This window comes from Streptomyces sp. NPDC058459 (assembly GCF_042721685.1).
Classification (GTDB): Bacteria; Actinomycetota; Actinomycetes; order Streptomycetales; family Streptomycetaceae; genus Streptomyces.
Map to the genome: position 1 here is coordinate 26,948 of NZ_JBHXLV010000001.1, position 21,563 is coordinate 48,510.

Genomic DNA, 21,563 nt, shown 5'->3' on the forward strand with positions numbered 1-21,563 from the left:
CCGTATATTACTAAGCCGATCTGAAGAGTCAGGGGCGGAAGCGCAGCACCTGCGGGTCGTGGTCGCTGATCTGGTCGTGGAACTCCGAGTTGATGTGCACGCTGTCGTAGGCGAACGAACCGCGCCGGATCGCCCTGCTGACCAGGATCTGGTCCAGCACCTGCGCGTTGCCCTGGTAGTCGTAGGTGTAACGCTCCCCGCGCGGCAGCGACTTGATCGCCGACCAGAGCTGCCCGTCACCCTCCAGGATCTTGGCGGTGTCGGAGAACTCGAAGTCGTTCATGTCCCCGAGCGCGATGACCTCCGCGTTCTTCTCGGCGCACAGCAGGGACTTCACGAAGGTGTTCACCTCCGCCGCCTGCGCGTGCCGCTGCGTCTCCGAGTTGCGGACCACCGGCTGGTACTGCCCGGTCAACGGCTGGTCGCCGCCTTTGGAGTTGAAGTGGTTGGCGATCACGAAGACCGTCCGGCCCCGGAACACGAACTCCCCGGCCAGCGGCTTGCGGCTGTTGGCCCAGGCCGTGTTCGCCGGGTCGATCCGGCCGGGCGACAGCGTCAGCCGCGCCTTGCCGTTCTCCTTGGTGACACCGACCGCCGTGGTGGAGTCGCCGCCGGGACGGTCGGTGAAGGAGACCCGCTCCGGGTTGAAGAGGAACACCTGCCGGATGTTGCCGCCCGGCTCGCCGCCGTCCTGCTTGTCGACCGGGTCGATGGAGCGCCAGTCGTAGCGCGGACCGCCCGCCGCGACGATCGCGTCGATCAGCTTGCCGACCGTAGCGCGGGCGCTCACCGTGCCGTCGTCGGTGGCGCCGTTGTCGTCCTGGATCTCCTCCAGGGACACGATGTCGGGCGAGCGCAGGTTGTTCACTATCGCGGACGCGTGCGCGTCGAAGGTGGCGTCGGACGGGTCGAGGTTCTCCACGTTGTACGTGGCCACCGCCAGCTCGCCGGACGCCTGCTTGCGGGTGGTCTCCCGCTCCAGGCCGCCGCTCTCCAGCGTGCCGAGCGCGCTCGCCACCAGGGTGTAGCCGCCGAACTGGGTGAAGTCCAGCGGGCCGGTGGTGGTGCCGGTGAGGGTGTCGCCGACGTTCGCCTTCGGGAAGTCCGCGGTCGCGCCGAGGGACTGGATCTGCAGCCGGCCGGTGTTCTGCGCGTCGTAGGAGCCGTAGAGGGTGCCGCCCCGCTCGGTGCGGTGCTCCTTGGGCTTCACGGTGACCCACAGCTCGCTGTAGGGGTCGGTGGCGGTGACCACGCGGGCGTCGCTGACCTGGACATTCATGCCCTCCAGCGACTCGTAGTAGTCGAGGGCGTAGGTCGCGGGGACGAGCGGCAGGGCGTTGATCGAGTTGTTCGCGGCCGGGTCACCCGCCGGGGCGTATCGTCGCGGCACCGCACGCTTGGTGATCACGACGGGGGCCGGGACCGGGTCGCCGGTGGAGACGGTGGTAACGACCGGCTTGGTGATCTCGGTGACCGACTGGTTGCCCGAGGCGGTGCCGCCCGGCACGTACTCCGAGACGGTGCCGGTGACGGTGACCGAGTCGCCGACCGCGGCCTTCGGCGCGGAGCCGGTGAAGACGAAGACGCCCTCGCTGGTGGCCGGGTCGGCGTCCGGGTTCGGGTCCTGGAACCAGAAGCCCTTGGACGAGCCGAAGGTGCGTACGGCGGTGACCACGCCGGGCACGTCGGCGACCTGCTTGCCCGCGTACGGCGAGAGGCGGGTGGTGCCCTGGATGTCGTGGACGCGCACCGAGTCGGCGTGCGCGGGCGAGGTGGCGACGGCGGACGCGGCGCCGCACACGGCGGCGACGGTGAGCGCGGCGAGACGCGCGGAAGTCCTGCTCGGCAAGGGGATTCCTCCGGGAACGTGACGGAACGCCGGGACGGGAAGGCACGTAGGCGTGTGGGGCTCGTCGCCCTCTGTGACACACACAGAGCCGAGTGAACACTTGTCCCCCCACCTCTACGCGCGTCAATCTCCTGCCTGGTGACCGGAGTTGTCAAGGTTCCGGCCACGCACGAGGGGTGCTCGGGGCCGTGACCGGGCAGCCCGCGGCCAAACCCGTCTACGCTGAGGGGTTGAGTGCTTTCCCGGTCCGAGGAGAACCAGCCGATGTCAGACAGCTCCCCCCTGCCGCCCGTACTGCTGCGTCCCGAAGCGGAGCTGGCGCGTGCCGCGCTGTCCACCCCGCTGCTCTCCCGCGCCGCGCGCGTCGCCCGCTGGGCGGGCCCGGAGACCCGTGTCGACGCCGACGGGAGTCTGCTTGATGAGCAGCTGTCCGCGGCCGCCGAGCTGCTCGGGCTGACCGGGGACGACGCCGCCGCGTATGCCGCCGAGGCATGGCGGGTGGCGGTGGACACCGGCCTGGTCGAGATCACCGACGAGGAGGCCGGGACCGTGGCCCCGGGCGCGGATCTGGCCCTGCTGACCGGCGCCCCGCACGACGTGCTGACGCTCTGGCTCGCCGCGCTGGAGACGGTCGTCGCGGAGGCCGGGGTGCCGGACCTGGACGGGCTGGCCGAGGCCCTGGAGGAGGGCGGCGAGATCGATTTCCCGTCACTCGGCTGGGACCCCGAGGGCGAGGCGGAGCTGCTCGACGGCGTACTCGCCAACCTCTACCTGCTGACCGTCGGTGAGGACGGACCCGGCGGGAGCCCCGTGCCGCTGCCCGCGCTGGCCGCCGCCACCATCGTCCCCGACGAGCTGGACCAGCCCAGCAACGACGTCCTGGAGCAGGTCTCCGACGCGATGATGAAGCTGGACGACCAGTTCCGGCTGCTGGAGCCGATCGGTCTGGTGGAGTACCGGCCGGTGGACGAAGATCTGATGGCCGGCGAGGAGGAGCCCGCCGAGCCGCTCGACGAGGACGACATCGCCCGCTACGGCATGGTCCGGCTGACCCCGCTCGGGCTGTACGGCCTGCGGGCGCGGCTGCTGGAGGCCGGGTTCCAGGCGCCGGCCGTGGGCGAGCTGGCCGACAAGGGCGCGGACGCGCTCCTCGACGGCACCGCCGTGTACGGGGAGTTCGCCGCGCGCGCCGAGACCGAGCAGTGGCTCGGGCAGCGCGAACCCCTGTCAGCCGCGCGGGAGTTGCTGGCGGCAGCACGGGGTACGGACACCGGGGCGCCGCTGCGGCGGCTGCGCTGCCAGCAGGCGCTGTCCCTGGTGGGCGAGGCGGCCGAGCCCGCGCTGCGGGAGGTGCTGGACGACCCCGAGCTGGGCGGTCTGGCCCGGGTGTGGCTGAGCGAGCGGGGCGCGTCGGACGTGCCCGCGCCCTCGCAGGACCTGGTGTTCTGGCTGACCGTGGACACGATCGCCGCGCAGCTCCAGGCGGAGGGCAACTCCGAGGAACTGCAGGCTCTGGTGGAGGGGCTGGCGGAGCAGCACAGCGGGTTCTTCTCGGCCGCGTGGCGGGTGGAGCACCCGGCGACGGCGGACGTGCTGGAGGCGATGGGCCGGCTGCACCCGGACAAGCGGGTGGCCAAGGAGGCGCGGAAGGCGGCGTTCAAGGCGAGGTCGCAGCAGCAGGGGAACTGAGTCCCACGGGTGTACGGCAGCGGTGTCCTGGCCGCGGTGCGGTGTTCAACTGCCGTTCAGCGGAGGGCGGGAGTATGTCGGCCGGACGAGGCCCCGCCATCCTCGCCCTCCGCCACGGGCATCGAGACCGTCACAGGAGACACCATGTCACTCTCCCGCAGGGACTTCGCCAGGTCGACGGCGGTCAGCGGTGCCGGGGTCGTCCTCGCGGGCGGCGTCGGCGCCCTCGCCACCGCCCCGCAGGCCCTCGCCGCCACGGACCTGGACGGCGCGGAGGACGCCCACGGCCACCCCGGCATCGGCTACGGCCCGCTGCTCCCCGACCCGGACGGCATCCTCGCGCTCCCGGCGGGCTTCTCGTACCGGGTGGTGACGTACAGCGGCCGTACCCGGCTGGAGTCGGGCGAGCCGACCCCGTCGAACCATGACGGCACGGCGGCCTTCGCCGGTCCGCGTGACTCCGTGCTGCTGGTGAACAACCACGAGCTGAAGGGGCCGCGCGCGAACTGGGAGCACCCGGTGCCGCTGGCCGAGGGCCTGGTGTACGACCCGGCGGCCGCAGGGGGCTGCACGGTGGTGGAGGTCCGTCGGGACCATGTCGCGGAGTGGGTGGGGATCGCCGGTACGTCCACCAACTGCGCGGGTGGCAGCACTCCTTGGGGCACGTGGCTGACCTGCGAGGAGACCGAGGACCGGGCCGGGCAGAACGGCATGACCAAGGACCACGGCTACGTCTTCGAGGTCGACCCCGCCGACCGCCGGGCCAACCGTGCGCCGGTGCCGCTGAAGGCGCTGGGCCGCTATGCCCACGAGGCCGTGGTGGTCGACCCGAAGCGGGGCCACCTCTTCCTCACCGAAGACGCGTCCGGCCCGAACGGCTTGTTCTACCGCTGGACCCCGCCGGAGGGCTTCCACCACGGCCGGGGCCGGCTGCGCACCCTCGCGGACGACGCGGGCGCCCTCCAGGCGTTCCGCTGCTTCGACTCCGGCGGCCGCTTCGTGGACGACCTCTCCCGCGCGACCCGGATCGGCACGGTGTACGGCGTGGACTGGGTCGACGTCCCCGACCGGGACGCGGTCTCGGTCCCGGTCCGCAAGCAGTTCACCGACGGGCAGGTGACCCGGGCCCGCAAGCTGGAGGGGATGTGGTGGGGCGACGGCGGGGTGTACGTCGTCTCGTCCTACGCCCGCGAGGAGAGCCCCGTACAGCACGACGGCCAGGTCTGGTTCTACGACCCCCGGCGCCGGACCCTGACCCTGAAGGTCCTCCTCAGCACCGGCGGCACCTTCGACGGCCCGGACAACATCACCGTCTCCCCCTACGGCGGCCTGGTCATCGCCGAGGACGGCGAGGGCGTACAGCACCTCTTCGGCGCGACGGACGGGGGCCGCACGTACCCGATCGCCCGCAACGAGCTGAACACCGGCACCGAATCGGCCCCCGCCTACAGCGAGTTCACCGGTGTCACCTTCTCCCCCGACGGCCACACCCTCTTCGCCAACATCCAGGAGCCGGGCATCATGCTGGCGATCACGGGCCCATGGAAGCGGCAGCGGCGCGGCTAAACTCGGGCGGGCACGCACCCCCGCCCGACAGAAAGCACGGCCCATGCGGGCAGACGCCCGACGCAACCACGCCCGCCTCCTGAAGGTGGCGACCGAAGCCTTCGCCGAACACGGCGAGGGCGCGTCCCTGGACGACATAGCGAAACGAGCGGGCGTGGGCTCGGGCACCCTCTACCGCCACTTCCCGACGCGGCGGGCGCTGCTGGAGGCGGCATATGCGGCGCGGATCGAGGCGCTGGGCGAACGGGGCGAGGAGCTGTCGCGTACGTTGCCCCCGGGCGAGGCCCTGACGGCATGGCTGCACGAGTTGTGCGTGGCGACGATCCAGGTCCGGGGCCTGAAAACCCTGTTGGGCACAGCCGCCACAGACACCCCCGTGACCGCATGCGGCACGGTGGTGAAGTCGACGGCAACCGCCCTGCTGACAGCCGCCCAGTCAGAAGGCACCCTCCGCCCCGACCTGACCCCCACCGACCTCCTGCGCCTGACCCAGGGCGTAGCAACGGCGGCGGAACTGGGTGGCGGGGAAGCTGGGGAGATCGAGCGGCATCTGGGGTGGCTGCTGAACGGGATTCGCGTCAGCGGAGAGTGAGGGCGCGGCGGGCCTCGGTGATGACGTTCTGGGCTTCGGTCCCGTACACCGCCGACTCACGGAGGGTGTGCCAGACCTTCGAGTAGAGGGCGATGTTGTCGGCGTCGTCCAACCACATCTCGGCATGCCAGTCCTCCGCGACGACCACCCGGCCATCCAGGACCCAGAAGCCGTTTGCGGGCACGATCTTGACGGGGGCGGCGAAAGGGACGACGCCCAGCTCGACCGTGTCCATGCCGATCATCCCGATGAGGCGGTCGAGCTGGGCGGCCAGCACGGAGGGCGGGCAGATCAGCGAGCGCAGCGCGGCTTCCCACATCAGCACGTGCAGCTTGCGGTCAGGCCGGTACAGCCACTCTTGCCGCTGAACTCGGGAGCGAACGGCGGCCTCAATGTCATTTGCGCCGCCCAGCAGTTCGGCGTACCGCCGGATGACGTGGTGGGCGTACTCGGGAGTCTGCAACAGACCAGGGATCACCGACTCTTCCCAGATCCACATGTGCGAGGCGCGGTCGATCTCCGCGCTCAGCCCCTCATGCATCGGCTTGAAGCCGTTCGCCAGCGCCCTGCGCCATGACCTGATGTGCGACTCGAAGCCCGCGAGCCGGGCGGCCAGCTCGGCGTACACCTCGGGCTGCTCGGTCGCGTCGGCCCACGCCCTCAGGTCCTCGGGGGTGGCCGTCTGCTTGCCGTTCTCCAGCTTGCTGACCTTGGAGCCCTGCCATCCGAGGCGCTGGGCCATTTGCTGACCGGTGAGCCGGCCACCAGGGCATGAGAAGCGCAGCTCACGCAGCCGCGTCCCCAGGGCCACCCTGGCTTGCTGGTAGTCAGTGCTCACCGGTCACGCGCGCTATCCGGCCTCGGCGACCTGCGCGGCGAACTCGTCCCGCGCTATGGCGTGGTGCATCGCAGCATCGCGCGCGACGCAATACCGGACGACCTCGGCCGGTTCGGTGATCAGCTCGATGTTCGTGATGTTGTCGGCGTCGTCGAAGTGCAGCAGGGCGACGAGCCGCGAGTCGAAGATCCAGAAGTCTTCGGCGGGCAGGTCGGTCGCGTCCTCGCGCCACAGGTAGCGGATGTCCTCGCCCACGGCCGCGTTGTGCCGGGCGTAGTCGAGCAGGAACAGTTGCTCGGTGGTGGGTGGCTTGTCGGCGATGCGAACCCGGCCGACCGTCTTGCCCGCCTCGGTCTGGGCCTTGATGTTGACGAACCAGGGCTCGTCGGGGTCGCACGGCGACGAGCCGGTGGCCAGGAACGCCCGGAAGTCAGCGTCCTCGCGGTCCGAGGCGTAACCACGCCGGGTCTCCAGTCGCCAGGCGGTGTGCTTGAAGGTCTGGAAGAGGCGGCGGAAGGTAGCCCGGTCCACGAGTTCGGGCACGCGCTCCATCTCCTTCGGCCCCCAGTTCACGAGCAGCTCGCGCGGCACGACCACCGCCGCGTCACCGGGCCCGAAGTGCTGGAGCTGCGCGAGGTCTTCGGGGTCGGTGACCGGTGTGCCCTGAACGATGACTTCACCGGTGCCCTCATCCATGTGCAGGGCGGAGCAGCCGTCGACCTTGCTGTCTGTGCCGGTGAAGCGTAGCTGACGGGCCATGATCGCTCTCCGTTCTGGGGGATGTGGTCCACCAGCATGGCGGCGGCCCGGTCTCGGCACTATGGGGTCAAGGTGGGCGGAAGAGAAAACACCAGCAATGTTGACGACAGGTCGAGCAAACTCGGGAAAACACCGTACCGCCCGCCAACCCGACAGCTCTAGCGTCCGGTTCATGGCAATCGAGGAACAGCAGGACCCGTTCACGGCGGTAGAGAACCTCAAAACAGCCCTGGCCGGCGCAGGCATCACCCTCCCCTCCCTCGCGGTCGACATCGCGTCACCGGCACTGAAGCTCGTGGAACTGGGACGCGTACGCGCCGACGTGGCCGCCCGCCTGGCCGACGTACTCCGGAAAGGCGGCCAGGAGTGAGCGAAAGAGTTCCAACAACGCTCTGCACCGGCAAGCTCCCCTACCCCGCCGGAACCCTGGTGATGGACCAGATCTCGGAGCGCACGGGCCACCTGGTGTACGTGCTGGAAGAGCGCACCAAGGAGAAGTACAGACTCGTCAGCAGCCAGGCGTTTATGCGCCCGGTCGGCGGCGGCATCGAGTGGGACGTGCCCTTGGACCGCATCAGGCCGGTGGATCAGTAGCGGACTACAACAGCGCCCCGACACCGCTTCGTTGACGTCGGGTGCGCTGCCGCGTGCCACGAGGCACCATCAGCAGCGGGGGTCACTGTGCTCCGCGCACCTGTATACCCTGGCCAAGCAGGGCTACGATCGAGCGGCTTTGATCATGGGTGCGGTACAACTTTCCTGCTTCATCAAGGCTCACGCACGGCGCGAGCACAGGCCGCCTCCACGGCGCGGCCTGCCTCCTGTCTTCACCCTGGCTGGCCGCGCCCGGCAACTGTGAGGCACGAAGGAGGGAGATACCCTCCGCGGCTGGGGAGGTCGGCTCCGCAGCTCTAGTCAGCCTGTTTGGGGGAGCCTCAAAGATCATGGCCCTGACGTCGTGCTTACCGGGCAAGTCCACAGACTACCCGACGCGCTGGAAGCTCACTGGGCCATGATCACTCGCTCCAAAGCAGTTCCAGCCCAAAGCCGCTACGCCGACCTTGCGCGGGAAACACGCGCAGCTCCCCACGAACCAACGCAACTCCATCGCATGATGGCTACCTACGCTGTACTCTGAGCGTGTTTTCGGGAAAGGGGAGGCGTCATGGTTGCACGTCGGCGGGCTATCTGCATCGGTATTGACGAATACGAAGGAGAAGACCGACTGGATCTGTGCGTGGCCGATGCCACAGAAGTAGCCGACTACCTGAGTCAACCCGAATACGGATTCGACGTCGAACTATTGGTCAACAGAGAGGCGAACCTCCCCAATATTCGCCGCGCTCTACTTTCCGCAATGAACGAGGAGCTCGAATTTTTTCTGCTCTACTTCTCAGGGCATGGATTGGTTACGGAACTAGATGCTTTTCTCGTTACAGTCGACTATCAACCTCTCGCGGAAGGCGTAAGTCTAGCCGACTTGGCCCGCTATACAGAGAAAATCTCCCAGAAGACCAAACATTGCGTAACCATTTTGGATTGTTGCCATTCCGGCGCGGGACAATTCGGAGGAGCTCGCCAACTGATCACCCCGGAGGAAATAGATCGAGGAATTTCAGCGCGTACAGAATCACGTACTTTGCTGGCAGCATGCCGCCCAGAGCAGGTTGCCATCGAGGACAGCAGATACGGGCACGGGCTATTCACTTACATGCTCCTGGAAGGTCTTGCAGGAGACGCCGCCGATCCGCATGGAAACGTCACGATCGGCGGTCTCTCTGAATTTATTGACAGAAATCTTGAAGCTGCGGGTGCGGAACAGATCGCAGTCATGAAGGGGGATTCCGCCGGCCGCGTCATCTTGGGGCACGGTTTTACCCCTATTTCGACAGGTACCCTTCCAGAGTATGATAAAAGACGGATCATCGCCCAAGGTAAGCAATTCTTGGAGGATTATACTTCACAACTAAATAATCATCCAGAAGATTGGCGAAATCATGGACACAGGAACGCCTCCTTGATACTCCCCCCTACCCTCCGGTGGTTCGAAAGGCAGAGAAAGGAACACAAAGACCTCAGGGTAGACGCAGAGTTCTCCCAACTGTATGCCGCAGTTACGAACAGGGTGAAGCAGCTTGCAGAAATCGACCTGGGCACCGACGTAGGAGAGGGGGTAGTCACTAGGAGCATCGGAGGCGGGGGCTTTGGGACGGTCTACGAGGTTCAACGAGTTGATGGACAGAAACTGGCCTACAAGGTTTACCACCCAACCGAGTACGGCGACTCGGAAAAGAAGAGTCTATTTTCACGGGGCTATAAGGCCATGCAGCAACTCGACCACCCGCGGGTCATTAAGGTGAAGAAGTATACAGAAGCTCCCCTCGGTTTCTTCATGGAGTATGTGGATGGGCCCAACTTTCGAGATCTCCCTAACATCATTGAAGATGCGGTAGAAGTTCTACAGTTTGTTCTATTGACAGCGGAAACCATCGCACATGCCCACAGTCGGCCCGTAATCCATCGAGACATTAAACCTGAAAATATTCTGGCGCTCTATCGGCCGGATGATAACACCTGGATCCCTTATCTGACGGACTTTGACTTGGCGTGGTTCGACCAAGCGACTCAAGTCACTAAGCAAGCATGGGGAAACATCTCTTACTCTGCTCCGGAACAGATGGCTAACCCTAGGTCGGGAGCGGCTCACAGCGCGCAAGTAGACATCTACGCCTTCGCTCAACTGGCTTTCTATGCAGTCACTGGGAGTGATCCCGTTCCGGTGGGTCGGGCTGACAACAGTCGACTCCTGCAGGAAAAGTTGAAGGCATGGCCTGTCGGGGTGGCGGCGGAAAAATTCGTGGCATGGTATGACCGCTGTAGCGACACTAACCCACACAAGAGATATTCGAGCTTTCGCTCGGCCATGGATGAATTGGCCGACGTAGAGGCGCTTATTCGTCAGGCCGTCTCCACCACGGTGACACCGCGCGGTGCGCTCAATGAGATTGCCTTTGCCCTATCTGGCTTTGGTGCAGCTGGAAAGATTGACGTGGCTGGGGGTGCTTTTCACAGCACATCCAGAAGGACTTCAATCACCCTGACGGCGTCCAATTTCCAGTCAAGCGCACAGAATGAAAGGTTTGACCTTGAAGCACGCCTAAGCCTTGATCGCATAACAATCGAAGGAAATGCATCTAGCGAGCGTAAGCGGGCGAAGATCAATAATCGGATCGATGAAGTCACTCGCCAATTGGAAGGAGTTAAGCGCCGACCGGGTAATCAAGGAACGTTCGAAACGTTCATCTCGATAAGCGCTGTCGAATGCGGCTATGCAGGCATTCAGCGTGCAAGGATTTCTCTTAGTCACGTGATTGAGGCGATTGAGCGCACCTGACAAATGCCGCTCAACTCCTCGGGCAGGCGCCAGCAGTAAGTCTGTGCGGGTTCGCCGCTCGCGGTTACTATCAGCGCCCTGAGGGCAGCCGTGTCATTCTCACTGGCGCAGGTTGCGGGAGCTGTCTGACATCAACGAGGCCGGACGACGGCATACAGCGACACCCCTGGACAGCTATCGGACCAGCCGATGAATTTGCCAGGGGCGGACATAGATCGAACTTGCAAAGCGGTGCTCACGCACGAGCGCCCTTCCGGGCCGTCGTCGGGCCGTGGAAGGGCGCTCAATGGTGGCCAACGTCGACAAGTGCCGACAGCTCAGTAGCAGGTCAGAGCTCTGATCGGTTAGGCGGCCGCAACTCACGGCCCCTCTTGCTCAGTTGTGGCTGTGGAGGATGTCGTTCAGGCCGCCCCACACCGCGTTGTTGGGCCGAGCCTCCACCGCCCCCGTCACCGAGTTGCGGCGGAAGAGGATGTTGGACGCGCCCGAGAGGTCGCGGGCCTTGATGATCTCGCCGTCGGGCATCGTGACGCGGGTGCCCGCCGTGACGTAGAGGCCTGCTTCGACCACGCACTCGTCGCCCAGGGCGATGCCGACGCCGGCCTCCGCGCCGACCAGGCACCGTTCGCCGATGGCGATGATGACGTTGCCGCCGCCGGAGAGGGTGCCCATGGTGGAGGCGCCGCCGCCGATGTCGGAGCCGTCGCCGACGACGACGCCGGCGGAGATGCGGCCCTCGACCATGGAGGTGCCCAGGGTGCCGGCGTTGAAGTTGACGAAGCCCTCGTGCATGACCGTGGTGCCCTCGGAGAGGTGCGCGCCGAGGCGGACGCGGTCGGCGTCGGCGATGCGGACGCCCTTGGGGGCGACGTAGTCCGTCATGCGGGGGAACTTGTCGATCGAGGTGACCTGGAGGTGCAGCCCGTCGGCGCGGGCGTTCAGCCGCACCTTCTCGAGGTCGTCCACCGCGACCGGGCCGAGCGAGGTCCAGGCGACGTTGGCGAGGTGGCCGAAGATGCCGTCCAGGCTCTGGCTATGCGGCTTGACCAGGCGGTGCGAGAGCAGGTGCAGGCGCAGGTAGACGTCGTGCGCGTCGAGCGGCTTCTCGTCCAGCGAGGCGATGACCGTACGGACCGCGACCACGTCGACACCACGGCGGGCGTCCGGGCCGAGCGCGGAGACCGCGTTGTCGCCCAGCAGTTCGGCGACCCGGTCGGCCGAGAGGCGCTCGCTGCCGGAGGGACCCGGCTCGGCGACCAGCTCGGGTGCCGGGAACCAGGTGTCGAGAACGGTGCCGTCGGCGGCGATCGTGGCAAGGCCGGCGGCGACTGCGCCGGTGGTACGGGAAGCGGTGTCGGTCATGCGGAAAACCTAACGTGGGAGCGGGGTGGGGGCCTAACCGGTGCCCGACCGGTGCGGCGCGCCGGGTACGCGAAGGCGGCGGCACCCCAGGGACCCCAGGGGCACCGCCGCCTCATGCCGGAGAACCGAGCCTCAGACGTTGAACCCCAGCGCCCGCAGCTGCTCGCGGCCGTCGTCGGTGATCTTGTCCGGGCCCCACGGCGGCATCCAGACCCAGTTGATGCGCAGCTCGTTGACCAGGCCGTCGGTGACGGACTTGGCCTGGTCCTCGATGACGTCCGTCAGCGGGCAGGCCGCGGAGGTCAGGGTCATGTCGATCGTGACGATGTTCGCGTCGTCGACGTGAATGCCGTAGATCAGACCGAGGTTGACGACGTCGATGCCCAGCTCGGGGTCGACGACGTCCATCAGGGCCTCGCGGAGTTCTTCCTCCGAGACCGGTTTCGTCTCAGTGGTGTCAGTCATGCCGTCTTCCTTTCGGCGTCCGCGCCGGCCTCGCCCAGGGCCTGGGCCGTCGCGTCCTTCCATGCCATCCAGCTCAGGAGGGCGCACTTGACCCGCGCGGGGTACTTGGAGACACCGGCGAACGCGACCGCGTCCTCCAGCACCTCATCCATCGCGTCGTCGGGCTCGATCCGGCCCTTGGACTGCATCAGCTCCAGGAAGGTCTCCTGGATCTTCTGCGCCTCGGGCAGGTCCCTGCCCACCAGCAGTTCGTTCAGCACGGACGCCGAGGCCTGGCTGATGGAACAGCCCTGGCCCTCGTACGAGACGTCCGTGATCCTCGTCCCGTCGTACTTCACCCGGAGGGTGATCTCGTCGCCGCACGTCGGGTTCACGTGGTGCACCTCGGCGTCGCCGTCCCGGAGACCACGCCCGTGCGGGTTCTTGTAGTGGTCCAGGATGACTTCCTGGTACATCGAATCCAGCTTCACGGTGTCAGCCCACGCCTCTCAGCCGAAGAAGTTCCGTACGTGCTCCAGCCCCTCGACCAGTGCGTCGACCTCGGCGGGCGTGGAGTACAGATAGAACGACGCCCGGGTGGTCGCCGGAATTCCGTACCGCAGGCAGACCGGCCGTGCGCAGTGGTGGCCGACACGGACCGCGATGCCCTGCTCGTCGAGGACCTGGCCCACGTCGTGCGGGTGGATGTCGCCGAGCGTGAAGGAGATCGCCGCGCCGCGGTCGTCGGACGTGGAGGGGCCGATGATGCGCAGGTCGGGAACCTCGCCAAGACGCTTCACCGCGTACTCGGTGAGCGCGTGCTCATGGGCGAGGATCTTGTCCATGCCGATCGAGTTCAGGTAGTCGATGGCGGCACCGAGACCGACCGCCTGGGCGATCGGGGGTGTGCCCGCCTCGAACTTGTGCGGCGCGGGCGCGTAGGTCGAGGAGTGCATCGACACCGTCTCGATCATCTCGCCGCCGCCGAGGAACGGGGGCAGGTCCTCCAGGAGTTCCTGGCGGCCCCAGAGCACCCCGATGCCGGTCGGGCCGCACATCTTGTGGCCGGTGAAGGCCACGAAGTCGGCGCCGAGCGCCTGTACGTCCAGCGGCATGTGCGGCGCGGCCTGCGAGGCGTCGACGCAGACAAGCGCGCCGACCTCCTGGGCGCGTCGCACGATCGCCTCGACCGGGTTGACCGTGCCCAGGATGTTGGAGACCAGCACGAAGGAGACGATCTTCGTCTTCTCGGTGATGATCTCGTCGATGTCGGACAGGTCGAGGCGGCCGTCGTCGGTGAGGCCGAACCACTTCAGCTTCGCGCCGGTGCGCTGCGCGAGCAGCTGCCACGGCACGATGTTGGAGTGGTGCTCCATCTCCGTGATGACGATCTCGGTCTCGTGGTCCACCCGGTAGGGCTCGTCGGCCCAGCCCAGCATGTTGGCCACGAGGTTCAGCGACTCGGAGGCGTTCTTGGTGAAGATCACCTCGTCGCGGCTGGGCGCGTTGATGAAGTCGGCGACCTTGTCACGCGCGCCCTCGTACAGCGCCGTGGCCTCCTCGGCGAGGACATGCACGCCGCGGTGGACATTGGCGTTGTAGCGCTCGTAGTACTCGCTCAGCGCGTCCAGCACCTGGCGAGGTTTCTGCGAGGTCGCCGCGTTGTCCAGGTAGACGAGCTTGCGCCCGTCGTGGACCTGGCGGTCCAGGATCGGGAAGTCCTTGCGGATCGCCTCTGTGTCGAGGAGGCCCGGCAGCTGTGTCACGCGGATACTCCACCCTTCGTGTAAGCCTCGTAGCCCTCGTTCTCCAGCTTGTCGGCCAGCTCCGGACCGCCGGACTCGACGATGCGGCCGCCGGAGAACACGTGCACGAAGTCCGGCTTGATGTAGCGCAGGATGCGCGTGTAGTGCGTGATCAGCAGGGTGCCGGTCTCGCCGGTCTCGCGGACGCGGTTGACGCCCTCGGAGACGATGCGCAGGGCGTCGACGTCCAGGCCGGAGTCGGTCTCGTCGAGGATGGCGACCCGCGGCTTGAGCAGCTCCAGCTGGAGGATCTCGTGGCGCTTCTTCTCACCGCCGGAGAAGCCCTCGTTGACGTTGCGCTCGGCGAAGGAGGGGTCCATGTGGAGCCGCTCCATGTTCTCCTTGACCTCCTTCACCCAGGTGCGCAGCTTGGGGGCCTCGCCGCGGATGGCGGTGGCGGAGGTGCGCAGGAAGTTGGAGACCGAGACACCGGGGACCTCGACCGGGTACTGCATGGCGAGGAACAGTCCGGCGCGGGCACGCTCGTCGACCGACATGGCGAGGACGTCCTCGCCGTCGAGGGTGACGGTACCGCCGGTGATCGTGTACTTCGGGTGACCCGCGAGCGAGTAGGCGAGGGTCGACTTGCCGGAGCCGTTGGGGCCCATGATGGCGTGCGTCTCGCCCTGCTTCACGGTGAGGTCGACGCCCTTGAGGATCTCCTTCGTGGCGTTGTCGGCCTCGACGGTGACGTGCAGGTCTCGGATTTCAAGCGTTGCCATGGGTGCCTCAGGACTCCTGGGTGAGGGAGACGAGCACGTCGTCCCCTTCGATCTTTACGGGGTATACGGGGACGGGGCGCGTCGCGGGCGGGCCGGACGGTTTGCCGCTGCGGAGGTCGAAGCAGGAGCCGTGCAGCCAGCACTCGATCTGCCCGTCCTCCACTTCGCCCTCGGAGAGGGAGACGTTCGCGTGCGAGCAGATGTCGTGGATCGCGTACACCTCGCCCTCGGTCTTCACGACCGAGACCGGCGTGCCGTCGAGTTCCACCCGCTTGGGGGTGTCCTCCGAGAGTTCGCTCAGTCCGCAGACGCGCTGGAAGGGCGTTGTCATGCGACCGCGGCCTCCAGCTCCTCCTCGATCTTGGTGAGCAGACGCTCCTCGATGTCGGGGAGCCCGATCTGCTGGACCAGCTCGGCGAAGAAGCCGCGGACCACCAGGCGGCGGGCCTCGTACTCCGGGATGCCGCGCGCCATCAGGTAGAAGAGCTGCTCGTCGTCGAAGCGGCCGGTGGTGGAGGCGTGGCCGGCGCCGACGATCTCGCCGGTCTCGATCTCCAGGTTGGGGACCGAGTCGACGCGGGACCCGTCGGTGAGGACGAGGTTGCGGTTCATCTCGTAGGTGTCGGTGCCCTCGGCCCTGGCCTCGATGAGCACGTCACCGATCCAGACGGCGTGCGCGCCCTCGCCCTGCAGCGCGCCCTTGTACACGACGTGGGACCGGCAGTGCGGGGTGTTGTGGTCGACCAGGAGGCGGTGCTCCTGGTGCTGGCCGGAGTCGGTGAAGTACAGGCCGAACAGCTCGGCCTCGCCGCCGGTGCCCGCGTAGCTGACGCGCGGGTGCAGGCGGACGACGTCGCCGCCGAAGGTGACGATCACGGACTTGAAGGAGGCGTCGCGGCCGACGAGGGCGTTGTGCTGGGCCACGTGCACGGCCTTGTCGTCCCAGTCCTGGACGGAGACGACGGTCAGCTTGGCGCCGTCGCCGAGCACGTAGTCGACGTTGGCGGCGAGCACGGCGTCACCGGTGTGGTCGATAACGACGAGGGCCTCGGCGAAGGCGCCCAGCTCGATCACCTGGTGGCCGAAGGCGGTGCCGCCCTCGCCGTGCACCACGATGCGGATCGGCTCGGTGAGGACGGTCTCCCTGGGCACGGTGACGACCGACGCCTGCTCGAAGGCGGAGTACGCCTGCGCGGCGACGCGGTCGACCGGGGTGCCGGCCTTGCCGAGCCGGGCGTCGTCACGGCCGACGTTCTCGACGGTGACGCCCTCGGGGGCCTCCACGACGACCTTCAGGCCCTCGCTGGCGACCGCGGTGCCGTCGTGCAGGCCGCGCAGCCGCTCCAGCGGGGTGAACCGCCACTCCTCCTCACGGCCGTGCGGGACGGGGAAGTCCGCGACGTCGAAGGAGGGGGGCGCGCTCATGCGCGTGGCGACGGTCGACTCGGCGGCGACCGCGATCGAGCCGGCGGTGGTCGATCCGAGCGGTGGGGGTCCCCCCTGCCCGAGCGAAGTCGAGGGCTTGGGGGAGTTCTGAGCCTCAGCCATGGCTGTCGTAATGCTCGCTTTCTTGCGTAAGGGCCTGACGGGGGTGCGGGACGGCGGTCAGCCGACCGCGCCCTCCATCTGCAGCTCGATCAGCCGGTTCAGCTCCAGGGCGTACTCCATGGGCAGCTCCTTGGCGATGGGCTCGACGAAGCCGCGCACGATCATCGCCATCGCCTCGTCCTCGGAGAGGCCACGGCTCATCAGGTAGAAGAGCTGGTCCTCGGAGACCTTGGAGACGGTCGCCTCGTGACCCATGGAGACGTCGTCCTCGCGGACATCGACGTACGGGTAGGTGTCAGAGCGGGAGATCGTGTCCACGAGCAGCGCGTCGCACAGCACGTTGGACTTCGATCCGGCAGCGCCCTCGCCGATCTCGATGAGACCCCGGTACGAGGTACGGCCGCCGCCGCGCGCCACCGACTTGGAGACGATGTTGGACGACGTGTTCGGCGCCATGTGGACCATCTTGGCGCCGGCGTCCTGGTGCTGGCCCTCGCCCGCGAAGGCGATGGAGAGGGTCTCGCCCTTGGCGTGCTCGCCCATCAGGTAGACGGCCGGGTACTTCATGGTCACCTTGGAGCCGATGTTGCCGTCGACCCACTCCATGGTGGCGCCCTCATAGGCGACGGCGCGCTTGGTGACCAGGTTGTAGACGTTGTTCGACCAGTTCTGGATGGTCGTGTAACGGCAGCGGGCGCCCTTCTTGACGATGATCTCGACGACCGCGGAGTGCAGCGAGTCCGACTTGTAGATCGGCGCGGTGCAGCCCTCGACGTAGTGGACGTAGGCGTCCTCGTCGACGATGATCAGCGTCCGCTCGAACTGGCCCATGTTCTCGGTGTTGATCCGGAAATAGGCCTGGAGCGGGATCTCCACGTGCACGCCCTTCGGCACGTAGATGAAGGAGCCGCCGGACCACACGGCCGTGTTCAGCGACGCGAACTTGTTGTCGCCGACCGGGATGACCGTGCCGAAGTACTCCTTGAACAGCTCGGGGTGCTCCTTCAGGGCGGTGTCGGTGTCGAGGAAGATGACGCCCTGCTCCTCCAGGTCCTCGCGGATCTGGTGGTAGACGACCTCCGACTCGTACTGGGCGGCGACACCGGCGACGAGGCGCTGCTTCTCCGCCTCGGGGATGCCCAGCTTGTCGTAGGTGTTCTTGATGTCCTCGGGCAGGTCCTCCCAGGACTCCGCCTGCTTCTCCGTGGACCGCACGAAGTACTTGATGTTGTCGAAGTCGATGCCCGACAGGTCCGAACCCCAGTTGGGCATGGGCTTCTTCTCGAACAGCTTCAGGCCCTTGAGGCGGAGCTTGGTCATCCACTCCGGCTCGGACTTCTTGCCCGAGATGTCGCGGACGACGACCTCGCTCAGGCCTCGCTTGGCCGAGGCGCCGGCTACGTCGGAGTCGGCCCAGCCGTATTCGTACTTGCCCAGGCCCTCGAGTTCGGGGTGGGCAGTCTCCGTGGGGAGCGTCATGCGGGGTTCCTCCCGGCCGTGCTTACGTGGTGGCTCTGATCGGACTTGTCGGAATTGTCGATCTTGTCGGACTTGGAAATCTTGGGGATGAACGTCGTGCAGACGCCGTCGCCGTGGGCGATGGTCGCCAGTCGCTGGACGTGGGTCCCCAGCAGCTCGGCGAAGAATTCCGTCTCCGCCTCGCACAGCTGCGGGAACCGCTCGGCGACGTGTGCGACCGGGCAGTGGTGCTGGCACAGCTGCTCGCCCTGTTGCGGGAGGGGGGCACCGCGTGCCGCAGCAGCGTACCCGTCCGCGGTCAAGGCCCTGGCGAGGGCTTCGGCGCGGCGCTCGGGCTCGACTCCCTCGACGGCCGCGCGGTAGGTGGCGGCCTGGGCGGCGATGCGGGCGCGGGCGAAGGCGGCGACCGCCTCGTCCCCGCCCTCGCGCTCGGCGATCCAGCGCAGGGCGTCGACGGCGAGCTGGTCGTAGGACTGGTCGAAGGCGTCGCGGCCGCAGGCGGTCAGGGCGAACACCTTGGCGGGGCGGCCGCGGGTGCGGGCGCCGTACACCCGCTGCTCGCGGGCCTGCACGATGTCGTCGGCGGCCAGCGCGTCGAGATGGCGCCGCACGGCAGCCTGGGTCAGGCCCAGCCGGCCGGCCAGTTCGGCGACGGTCGACGGGCCGTGGTCCAGGATGGACCGCGCGACCCGGTTGCGCGTCGAACGCTCACCGGTCGCCAGCTCCTCGTGGGTGCCCGTGGGGGTCTCCCGAGCCTCGCCGACGTTTTTCACAACGCTATTGTTGCGTAATTCCTCGGGGCCTGACAAGCGGGGCCGGGATACGGCGACGGTGCCCTGCATCACTTAGGTACACCTAACCTGACCTGCGGAAACGATCTCCGGGGCACCCCTCACCAGGCAAAACCCCTGGCGCCCGGGACCCCCGCCGGGCAGACTCCGCGCCATGCCGACCCCCGTCCCGCAGGGCCCCCTGGTCACCCGTGACACCCTCGCCGAACAGCTCCGTCACCTCGGTGTCGACCCCGGTGACACTCTGCTCGCGCACACCTCGCTGAGTTCCCTCGGCTGGGTGAACGGCGGCGCCGTCGCCGTCGTCCAGGGCCTCCTCGACGCCCTCGGCCCGGACGGCACCCTGGTCGTCCCCACCCAGTCCGCCGACCTGTCCGACCCCGAGCAGTGGCGGGCGCCCCCGGTGCCGCCCGAGTGGTGGGAGACGATCCGGGCCACCATGCCCCGCTACGACCCCCGGACCACCCCTTCGCGCGGGGTCGGGGTCATCCCGGAGACCGTGCGCACCTGGCCCGGCGCCCGGCGCAGCGACCACCCGCACACCTCGTTCGCCGCGCTCGGCCCGCGTGCCGCCGAGATCACCGACGGCCACGCCCCGGACTGCGGCCTGGGCGAGCGCAGCCCCCTGGCACGGCTGGAACGGCTCGGCGCCAGGGTGCTGCTGCTGGGCGCGGGCTACGACGCCTGCACCAGCTTCCACCTGGCCGAATACCGGATACCCGCGCCGCTGCTGCCGGTCGGACGGCCGGGCCCCGGCGGCTGGGAGACGGTGACCGAGGTGTCCATCACCTCCGACCGCTTCGACGAGCTGGGCCATGACTTCGAGCGGGACCGGCCGGTCCTGCGGGGCCGGGTCGGCGCGGCCGGGGCCCGGCTGTTCCCGGTCGCGGACGCGGTGGCCTACGCCGAGCGCTGGCTCCCGCTGCACCGCCCCCGCGAGGCCGGTTCGCAGCACCCCCGCGCCTGAGCCCCGCCGCGCCTCCCTAGACTCATGACCCATGCATAGTGACCCCGTGGTCCAGGTCCGGGCCCTGGTGAAGCGGTACGGGCGGAAGACCGCGGTGGACGGCCTCGACCTGGCGGCCCGGCCGGGCGTGACCGCCGTACTCGGTCCCAACGGCGCCGGCAAGACGACCACGGTCGAGACCTGCGAGGGGTACCGGAAACCGGACTCCGGCACGGTGCGCGTCCTGGGCCTGGACCCGGTGCGGGACTCGGCCGCGCTACGCCCCCGGCTCGGCGTGATGCTCCAGTCCGGCGGCGTCTACTCCGGCGCCCGCGCCGACGAGATGCTGCGCCATGTCGCCAGGCTGCACGCGCACCCGCTGGACGTGGACGCCCTGATCGAACGCCTCGGGCTCGGCTCCTGCGGCCGGACCTCCTACCGGCGCCTCTCCGGCGGCCAGCAGCAGCGCCTGGCGCTCGCCATGGCCGTCGTGGGCCGCCCCGAGCTGGTCTTCCTGGACGAGCCCACCGCCGGACTCGACCCGCAGGCCCGCCGCGCGACCTGGGACCTCGTACGCGACCTGCGCACCGACGGGGTATCGGTGATCCTCACCACCCACCACATGGACGAGGCCGAGCAGCTCGCCGACGACGTGGCGATCATCGATGGTGGCCGGGTGATCGCCCAGGGTTCGCCCGAGGAGCTGTGCCGGGACGGCGCCGAGAACACCCTGCGCTTCAGCGGGCGTCCCGGACTGGACGTCGCCTCGCTGCTCAAGGCGCTCCCGGCCGACTGCACGGCCGACGAGCTGACGCCGGGCGGCTACCGGGTGACCGGCAGGACAGACCCGCAGCTGCTCGCCACGGTGGCGTCCTGGTGCGCGCAGCACGGGGTGATGCCGGACCGGATCTCGGTGGAGCGGCACACCCTCGAAGACGTCTTCCTCGAACTGACCGGCAAGGAGCTGCGCTCATGACGACCGCGCCGGGCACGTACGCCCCAAGGCCCGGAGCGGCACCGCTCCCCCGCATGATCGCGGCGCAGGCCGCGCTGGAGACGCGGATGCTGCTGCGCAACGGCGAGCAGCTGCTGCTGACCGTGGTGATCCCGACCCTGCTGCTGGTGCTGTTCAGCTCGGTGGACGTCGTGGACACCGGGTCGGGCGAGGCGGTGGACTTCCTCGCCCCCGGCATCCTGGCGCTCGCGGTGATGTCCACGGCGTTCACCGGCCAGGCCATCGCCACCGGGTTCGAGCGGCGCTACGGCGTGCTGAAGCGGCTGGCCTCGTCGCCGTTGCCGCGCTGGGGGCTGATGACCGCCAAGACGGTCGCGGTGCTGGTCACCGAGGTGCTCCAGGTGATCCTGCTGACGGTGATCGCCTTCGCGCTGGGCTGGTCCCCGCACGGCGACCCCGCCGCCGTAGTGCTGCTGCTGGTGCTCGGCACCGCCGCGTTCTCCGGGCTCGGGCTGCTGATGGCGGGCACCCTGAAGGCCGAGGCGACGCTGGCGGCGGCCAACCTGGTCTTCCTGCTGCTGCTGGTCGGCGGCGGGGTGATCGTGCCGCTGGAGAAGTTCGGGCCGGCCGGGCAGCACGTCCTCGGGCTGCTGCCGATCTCCGCGCTCTCCGACGGCCTGCGGGACGTGCTCCAGCACGGCGCCGGGATGCCCTGGGGCGACCTTGCGATCCTCGCGGTGTGGGCGGTCGTGGGGCTAGGTGCGGCGGGCAGATTCTTCCGCTGGGAGTAGGTTCCCGGCGGTTCGGGACGGCCCCCTCGTGAA

General features: G+C 68.1%; 21 protein-coding genes. 9 read left to right on the plus strand and 12 right to left on the minus strand.

All coding sequences use genetic code 11. The features are described from left to right. Positions 1-28: 28 nt before the first annotated feature. On the minus strand, positions 29-1,849 hold the full coding sequence (locus ACFWN1_RS00145; protein ID WP_384356350.1) for an endonuclease/exonuclease/phosphatase family protein: 1,821 nt from the start codon (positions 1,847-1,849) through the stop codon (positions 29-31). Between the two features lie 264 nt (positions 1,850-2,113). On the opposite strand from ACFWN1_RS00145, the gene ACFWN1_RS00150 reads away from it, so the two are divergent. The 3 genes from ACFWN1_RS00150 to ACFWN1_RS00160 all read left to right on the plus strand — a co-directional run bounded on the left by ACFWN1_RS00150 (position 2,114) and on the right by ACFWN1_RS00160 (position 5,696). Continuing rightward, positions 2,114-3,538, plus strand: coding sequence for a hypothetical protein (locus tag ACFWN1_RS00150; RefSeq protein WP_384356353.1), 1,425 nt, complete (start codon positions 2,114-2,116; stop codon positions 3,536-3,538). Positions 3,539-3,682: 144 nt separating this feature from the next. Next, a complete protein-coding gene (locus ACFWN1_RS00155) occupies positions 3,683-5,104 on the plus strand; it encodes an alkaline phosphatase PhoX (protein WP_384356356.1) in 1,422 nt (473 codons plus the stop codon). A 43-nt stretch (positions 5,105-5,147) separates the two neighbouring features. Beyond that, entirely contained in the window at positions 5,148-5,696 is a 549-nt protein-coding gene (locus ACFWN1_RS00160; protein WP_384356359.1) for a TetR/AcrR family transcriptional regulator, read from the plus strand. On the opposite strand, the gene ACFWN1_RS00165 is transcribed toward ACFWN1_RS00160, so the two are convergent. Continuing rightward, complete coding sequence (locus tag ACFWN1_RS00165) at positions 5,683-6,534, minus strand: helix-turn-helix domain-containing protein (RefSeq protein WP_384356362.1); 852 nt, start codon at positions 6,532-6,534, stop codon at positions 5,683-5,685. The genes ACFWN1_RS00160 and ACFWN1_RS00165 overlap by 14 nt on opposite strands. 12 nt (positions 6,535-6,546) lie before the next feature. Next, the gene (locus ACFWN1_RS00170) at positions 6,547-7,293 is read right to left on the minus strand and encodes a DUF6879 family protein (protein WP_384356365.1); all 747 of its coding nucleotides are present in this window, start codon (positions 7,291-7,293) and stop codon (positions 6,547-6,549) included. Positions 7,294-7,465: 172 nt separating this feature from the next. On the opposite strand from ACFWN1_RS00170, the gene ACFWN1_RS00175 reads away from it, so the two are divergent. The 3 genes from ACFWN1_RS00175 to ACFWN1_RS00185 all read left to right on the plus strand — a co-directional run bounded on the left by ACFWN1_RS00175 (position 7,466) and on the right by ACFWN1_RS00185 (position 10,687). Further along, positions 7,466-7,663, plus strand: a complete 198-nt coding sequence (locus ACFWN1_RS00175) for a hypothetical protein (RefSeq protein ID WP_384356368.1) — start codon at positions 7,466-7,468, stop codon at positions 7,661-7,663. Continuing rightward, entirely contained in the window at positions 7,660-7,887 is a 228-nt protein-coding gene (locus tag ACFWN1_RS00180; RefSeq protein WP_384356371.1) for a hypothetical protein, read from the plus strand. The genes ACFWN1_RS00175 and ACFWN1_RS00180 overlap by 4 nt, the downstream gene beginning before the upstream one ends. A gap of 571 nt (positions 7,888-8,458) precedes the next feature. Next, positions 8,459-10,687 carry a caspase family protein gene (locus tag ACFWN1_RS00185; RefSeq protein ID WP_384356374.1) on the plus strand — a complete coding sequence of 743 codons (2,229 nt, stop codon included), beginning with the start codon at positions 8,459-8,461 and terminating at the stop codon, positions 10,685-10,687. A 375-nt stretch (positions 10,688-11,062) separates the two neighbouring features. On the opposite strand, the gene dapD is transcribed toward ACFWN1_RS00185, so the two are convergent. The 9 genes from dapD to ACFWN1_RS00230 form a co-directional block, all read right to left on the minus strand. Then, complete coding sequence (dapD, locus tag ACFWN1_RS00190) at positions 11,063-12,049, minus strand: 2,3,4,5-tetrahydropyridine-2,6-dicarboxylate N-succinyltransferase (RefSeq protein WP_384356377.1); 987 nt, start codon at positions 12,047-12,049, stop codon at positions 11,063-11,065. A 132-nt stretch (positions 12,050-12,181) separates the two neighbouring features. Then, a complete protein-coding gene (locus tag ACFWN1_RS00195; protein ID WP_384356380.1) occupies positions 12,182-12,514 on the minus strand; it encodes a metal-sulfur cluster assembly factor in 333 nt (110 codons plus the stop codon). Further along, a complete protein-coding gene (sufU, locus tag ACFWN1_RS00200) occupies positions 12,511-12,984 on the minus strand; it encodes a Fe-S cluster assembly sulfur transfer protein SufU (protein ID WP_384356383.1) in 474 nt (157 codons plus the stop codon). Before sufU ends, ACFWN1_RS00195 begins: the two co-directional genes overlap by 4 nt. An 18-nt stretch (positions 12,985-13,002) precedes the next feature. After that, positions 13,003-14,259 (minus strand): cysteine desulfurase, encoded by a 1,257-nt coding sequence (locus ACFWN1_RS00205; RefSeq protein WP_384356386.1) that lies wholly within the window; start codon positions 14,257-14,259, stop codon positions 13,003-13,005. Continuing rightward, positions 14,256-15,020, minus strand: a complete 765-nt coding sequence (gene sufC, locus ACFWN1_RS00210) for a Fe-S cluster assembly ATPase SufC (protein WP_384356389.1) — start codon at positions 15,018-15,020, stop codon at positions 14,256-14,258. Before sufC ends, ACFWN1_RS00205 begins: the two co-directional genes overlap by 4 nt. Before the next feature lie 7 nt (positions 15,021-15,027). After that, a complete protein-coding gene (locus tag ACFWN1_RS00215; RefSeq protein WP_384356392.1) occupies positions 15,028-15,351 on the minus strand; it encodes a non-heme iron oxygenase ferredoxin subunit in 324 nt (107 codons plus the stop codon). Continuing rightward, positions 15,348-16,568: a Fe-S cluster assembly protein SufD gene (gene sufD / locus ACFWN1_RS00220; protein WP_384356395.1), complete on the minus strand. Its 1,221-nt coding sequence runs from the start codon at positions 16,566-16,568 to the stop codon at positions 15,348-15,350. The genes ACFWN1_RS00215 and sufD overlap by 4 nt, the downstream gene beginning before the upstream one ends. Positions 16,569-16,625: 57 nt before the next feature. After that, positions 16,626-18,047 (minus strand): Fe-S cluster assembly protein SufB, encoded by a 1,422-nt coding sequence (gene sufB / locus ACFWN1_RS00225; protein ID WP_384356398.1) that lies wholly within the window; start codon positions 18,045-18,047, stop codon positions 16,626-16,628. Continuing rightward, the gene (locus ACFWN1_RS00230) at positions 18,044-18,820 is read right to left on the minus strand and encodes a helix-turn-helix transcriptional regulator (RefSeq protein WP_384356401.1); all 777 of its coding nucleotides are present in this window, start codon (positions 18,818-18,820) and stop codon (positions 18,044-18,046) included. The genes sufB and ACFWN1_RS00230 overlap by 4 nt, the downstream gene beginning before the upstream one ends. A gap of 172 nt (positions 18,821-18,992) precedes the next feature. Between ACFWN1_RS00230 and ACFWN1_RS00235 the strand changes: the two genes are divergently transcribed. Genes ACFWN1_RS00235 through ACFWN1_RS00245 form a run of 3 tightly spaced genes read left to right on the plus strand, consistent with a single transcriptional unit; the run spans position 18,993 to position 21,530 of the window. Then, positions 18,993-19,805, plus strand: a complete 813-nt coding sequence (locus tag ACFWN1_RS00235; protein WP_384356404.1) for an aminoglycoside N(3)-acetyltransferase — start codon at positions 18,993-18,995, stop codon at positions 19,803-19,805. A gap of 31 nt (positions 19,806-19,836) precedes the next feature. After that, positions 19,837-20,760: an ABC transporter ATP-binding protein gene (locus tag ACFWN1_RS00240; RefSeq protein WP_384356408.1), complete on the plus strand. Its 924-nt coding sequence runs from the start codon at positions 19,837-19,839 to the stop codon at positions 20,758-20,760. After that, complete coding sequence (locus tag ACFWN1_RS00245; RefSeq protein WP_384356411.1) at positions 20,757-21,530, plus strand: ABC transporter permease; 774 nt, start codon at positions 20,757-20,759, stop codon at positions 21,528-21,530. Before ACFWN1_RS00240 ends, ACFWN1_RS00245 begins: the two co-directional genes overlap by 4 nt. Positions 21,531-21,563 lie beyond the last annotated feature (33 nt).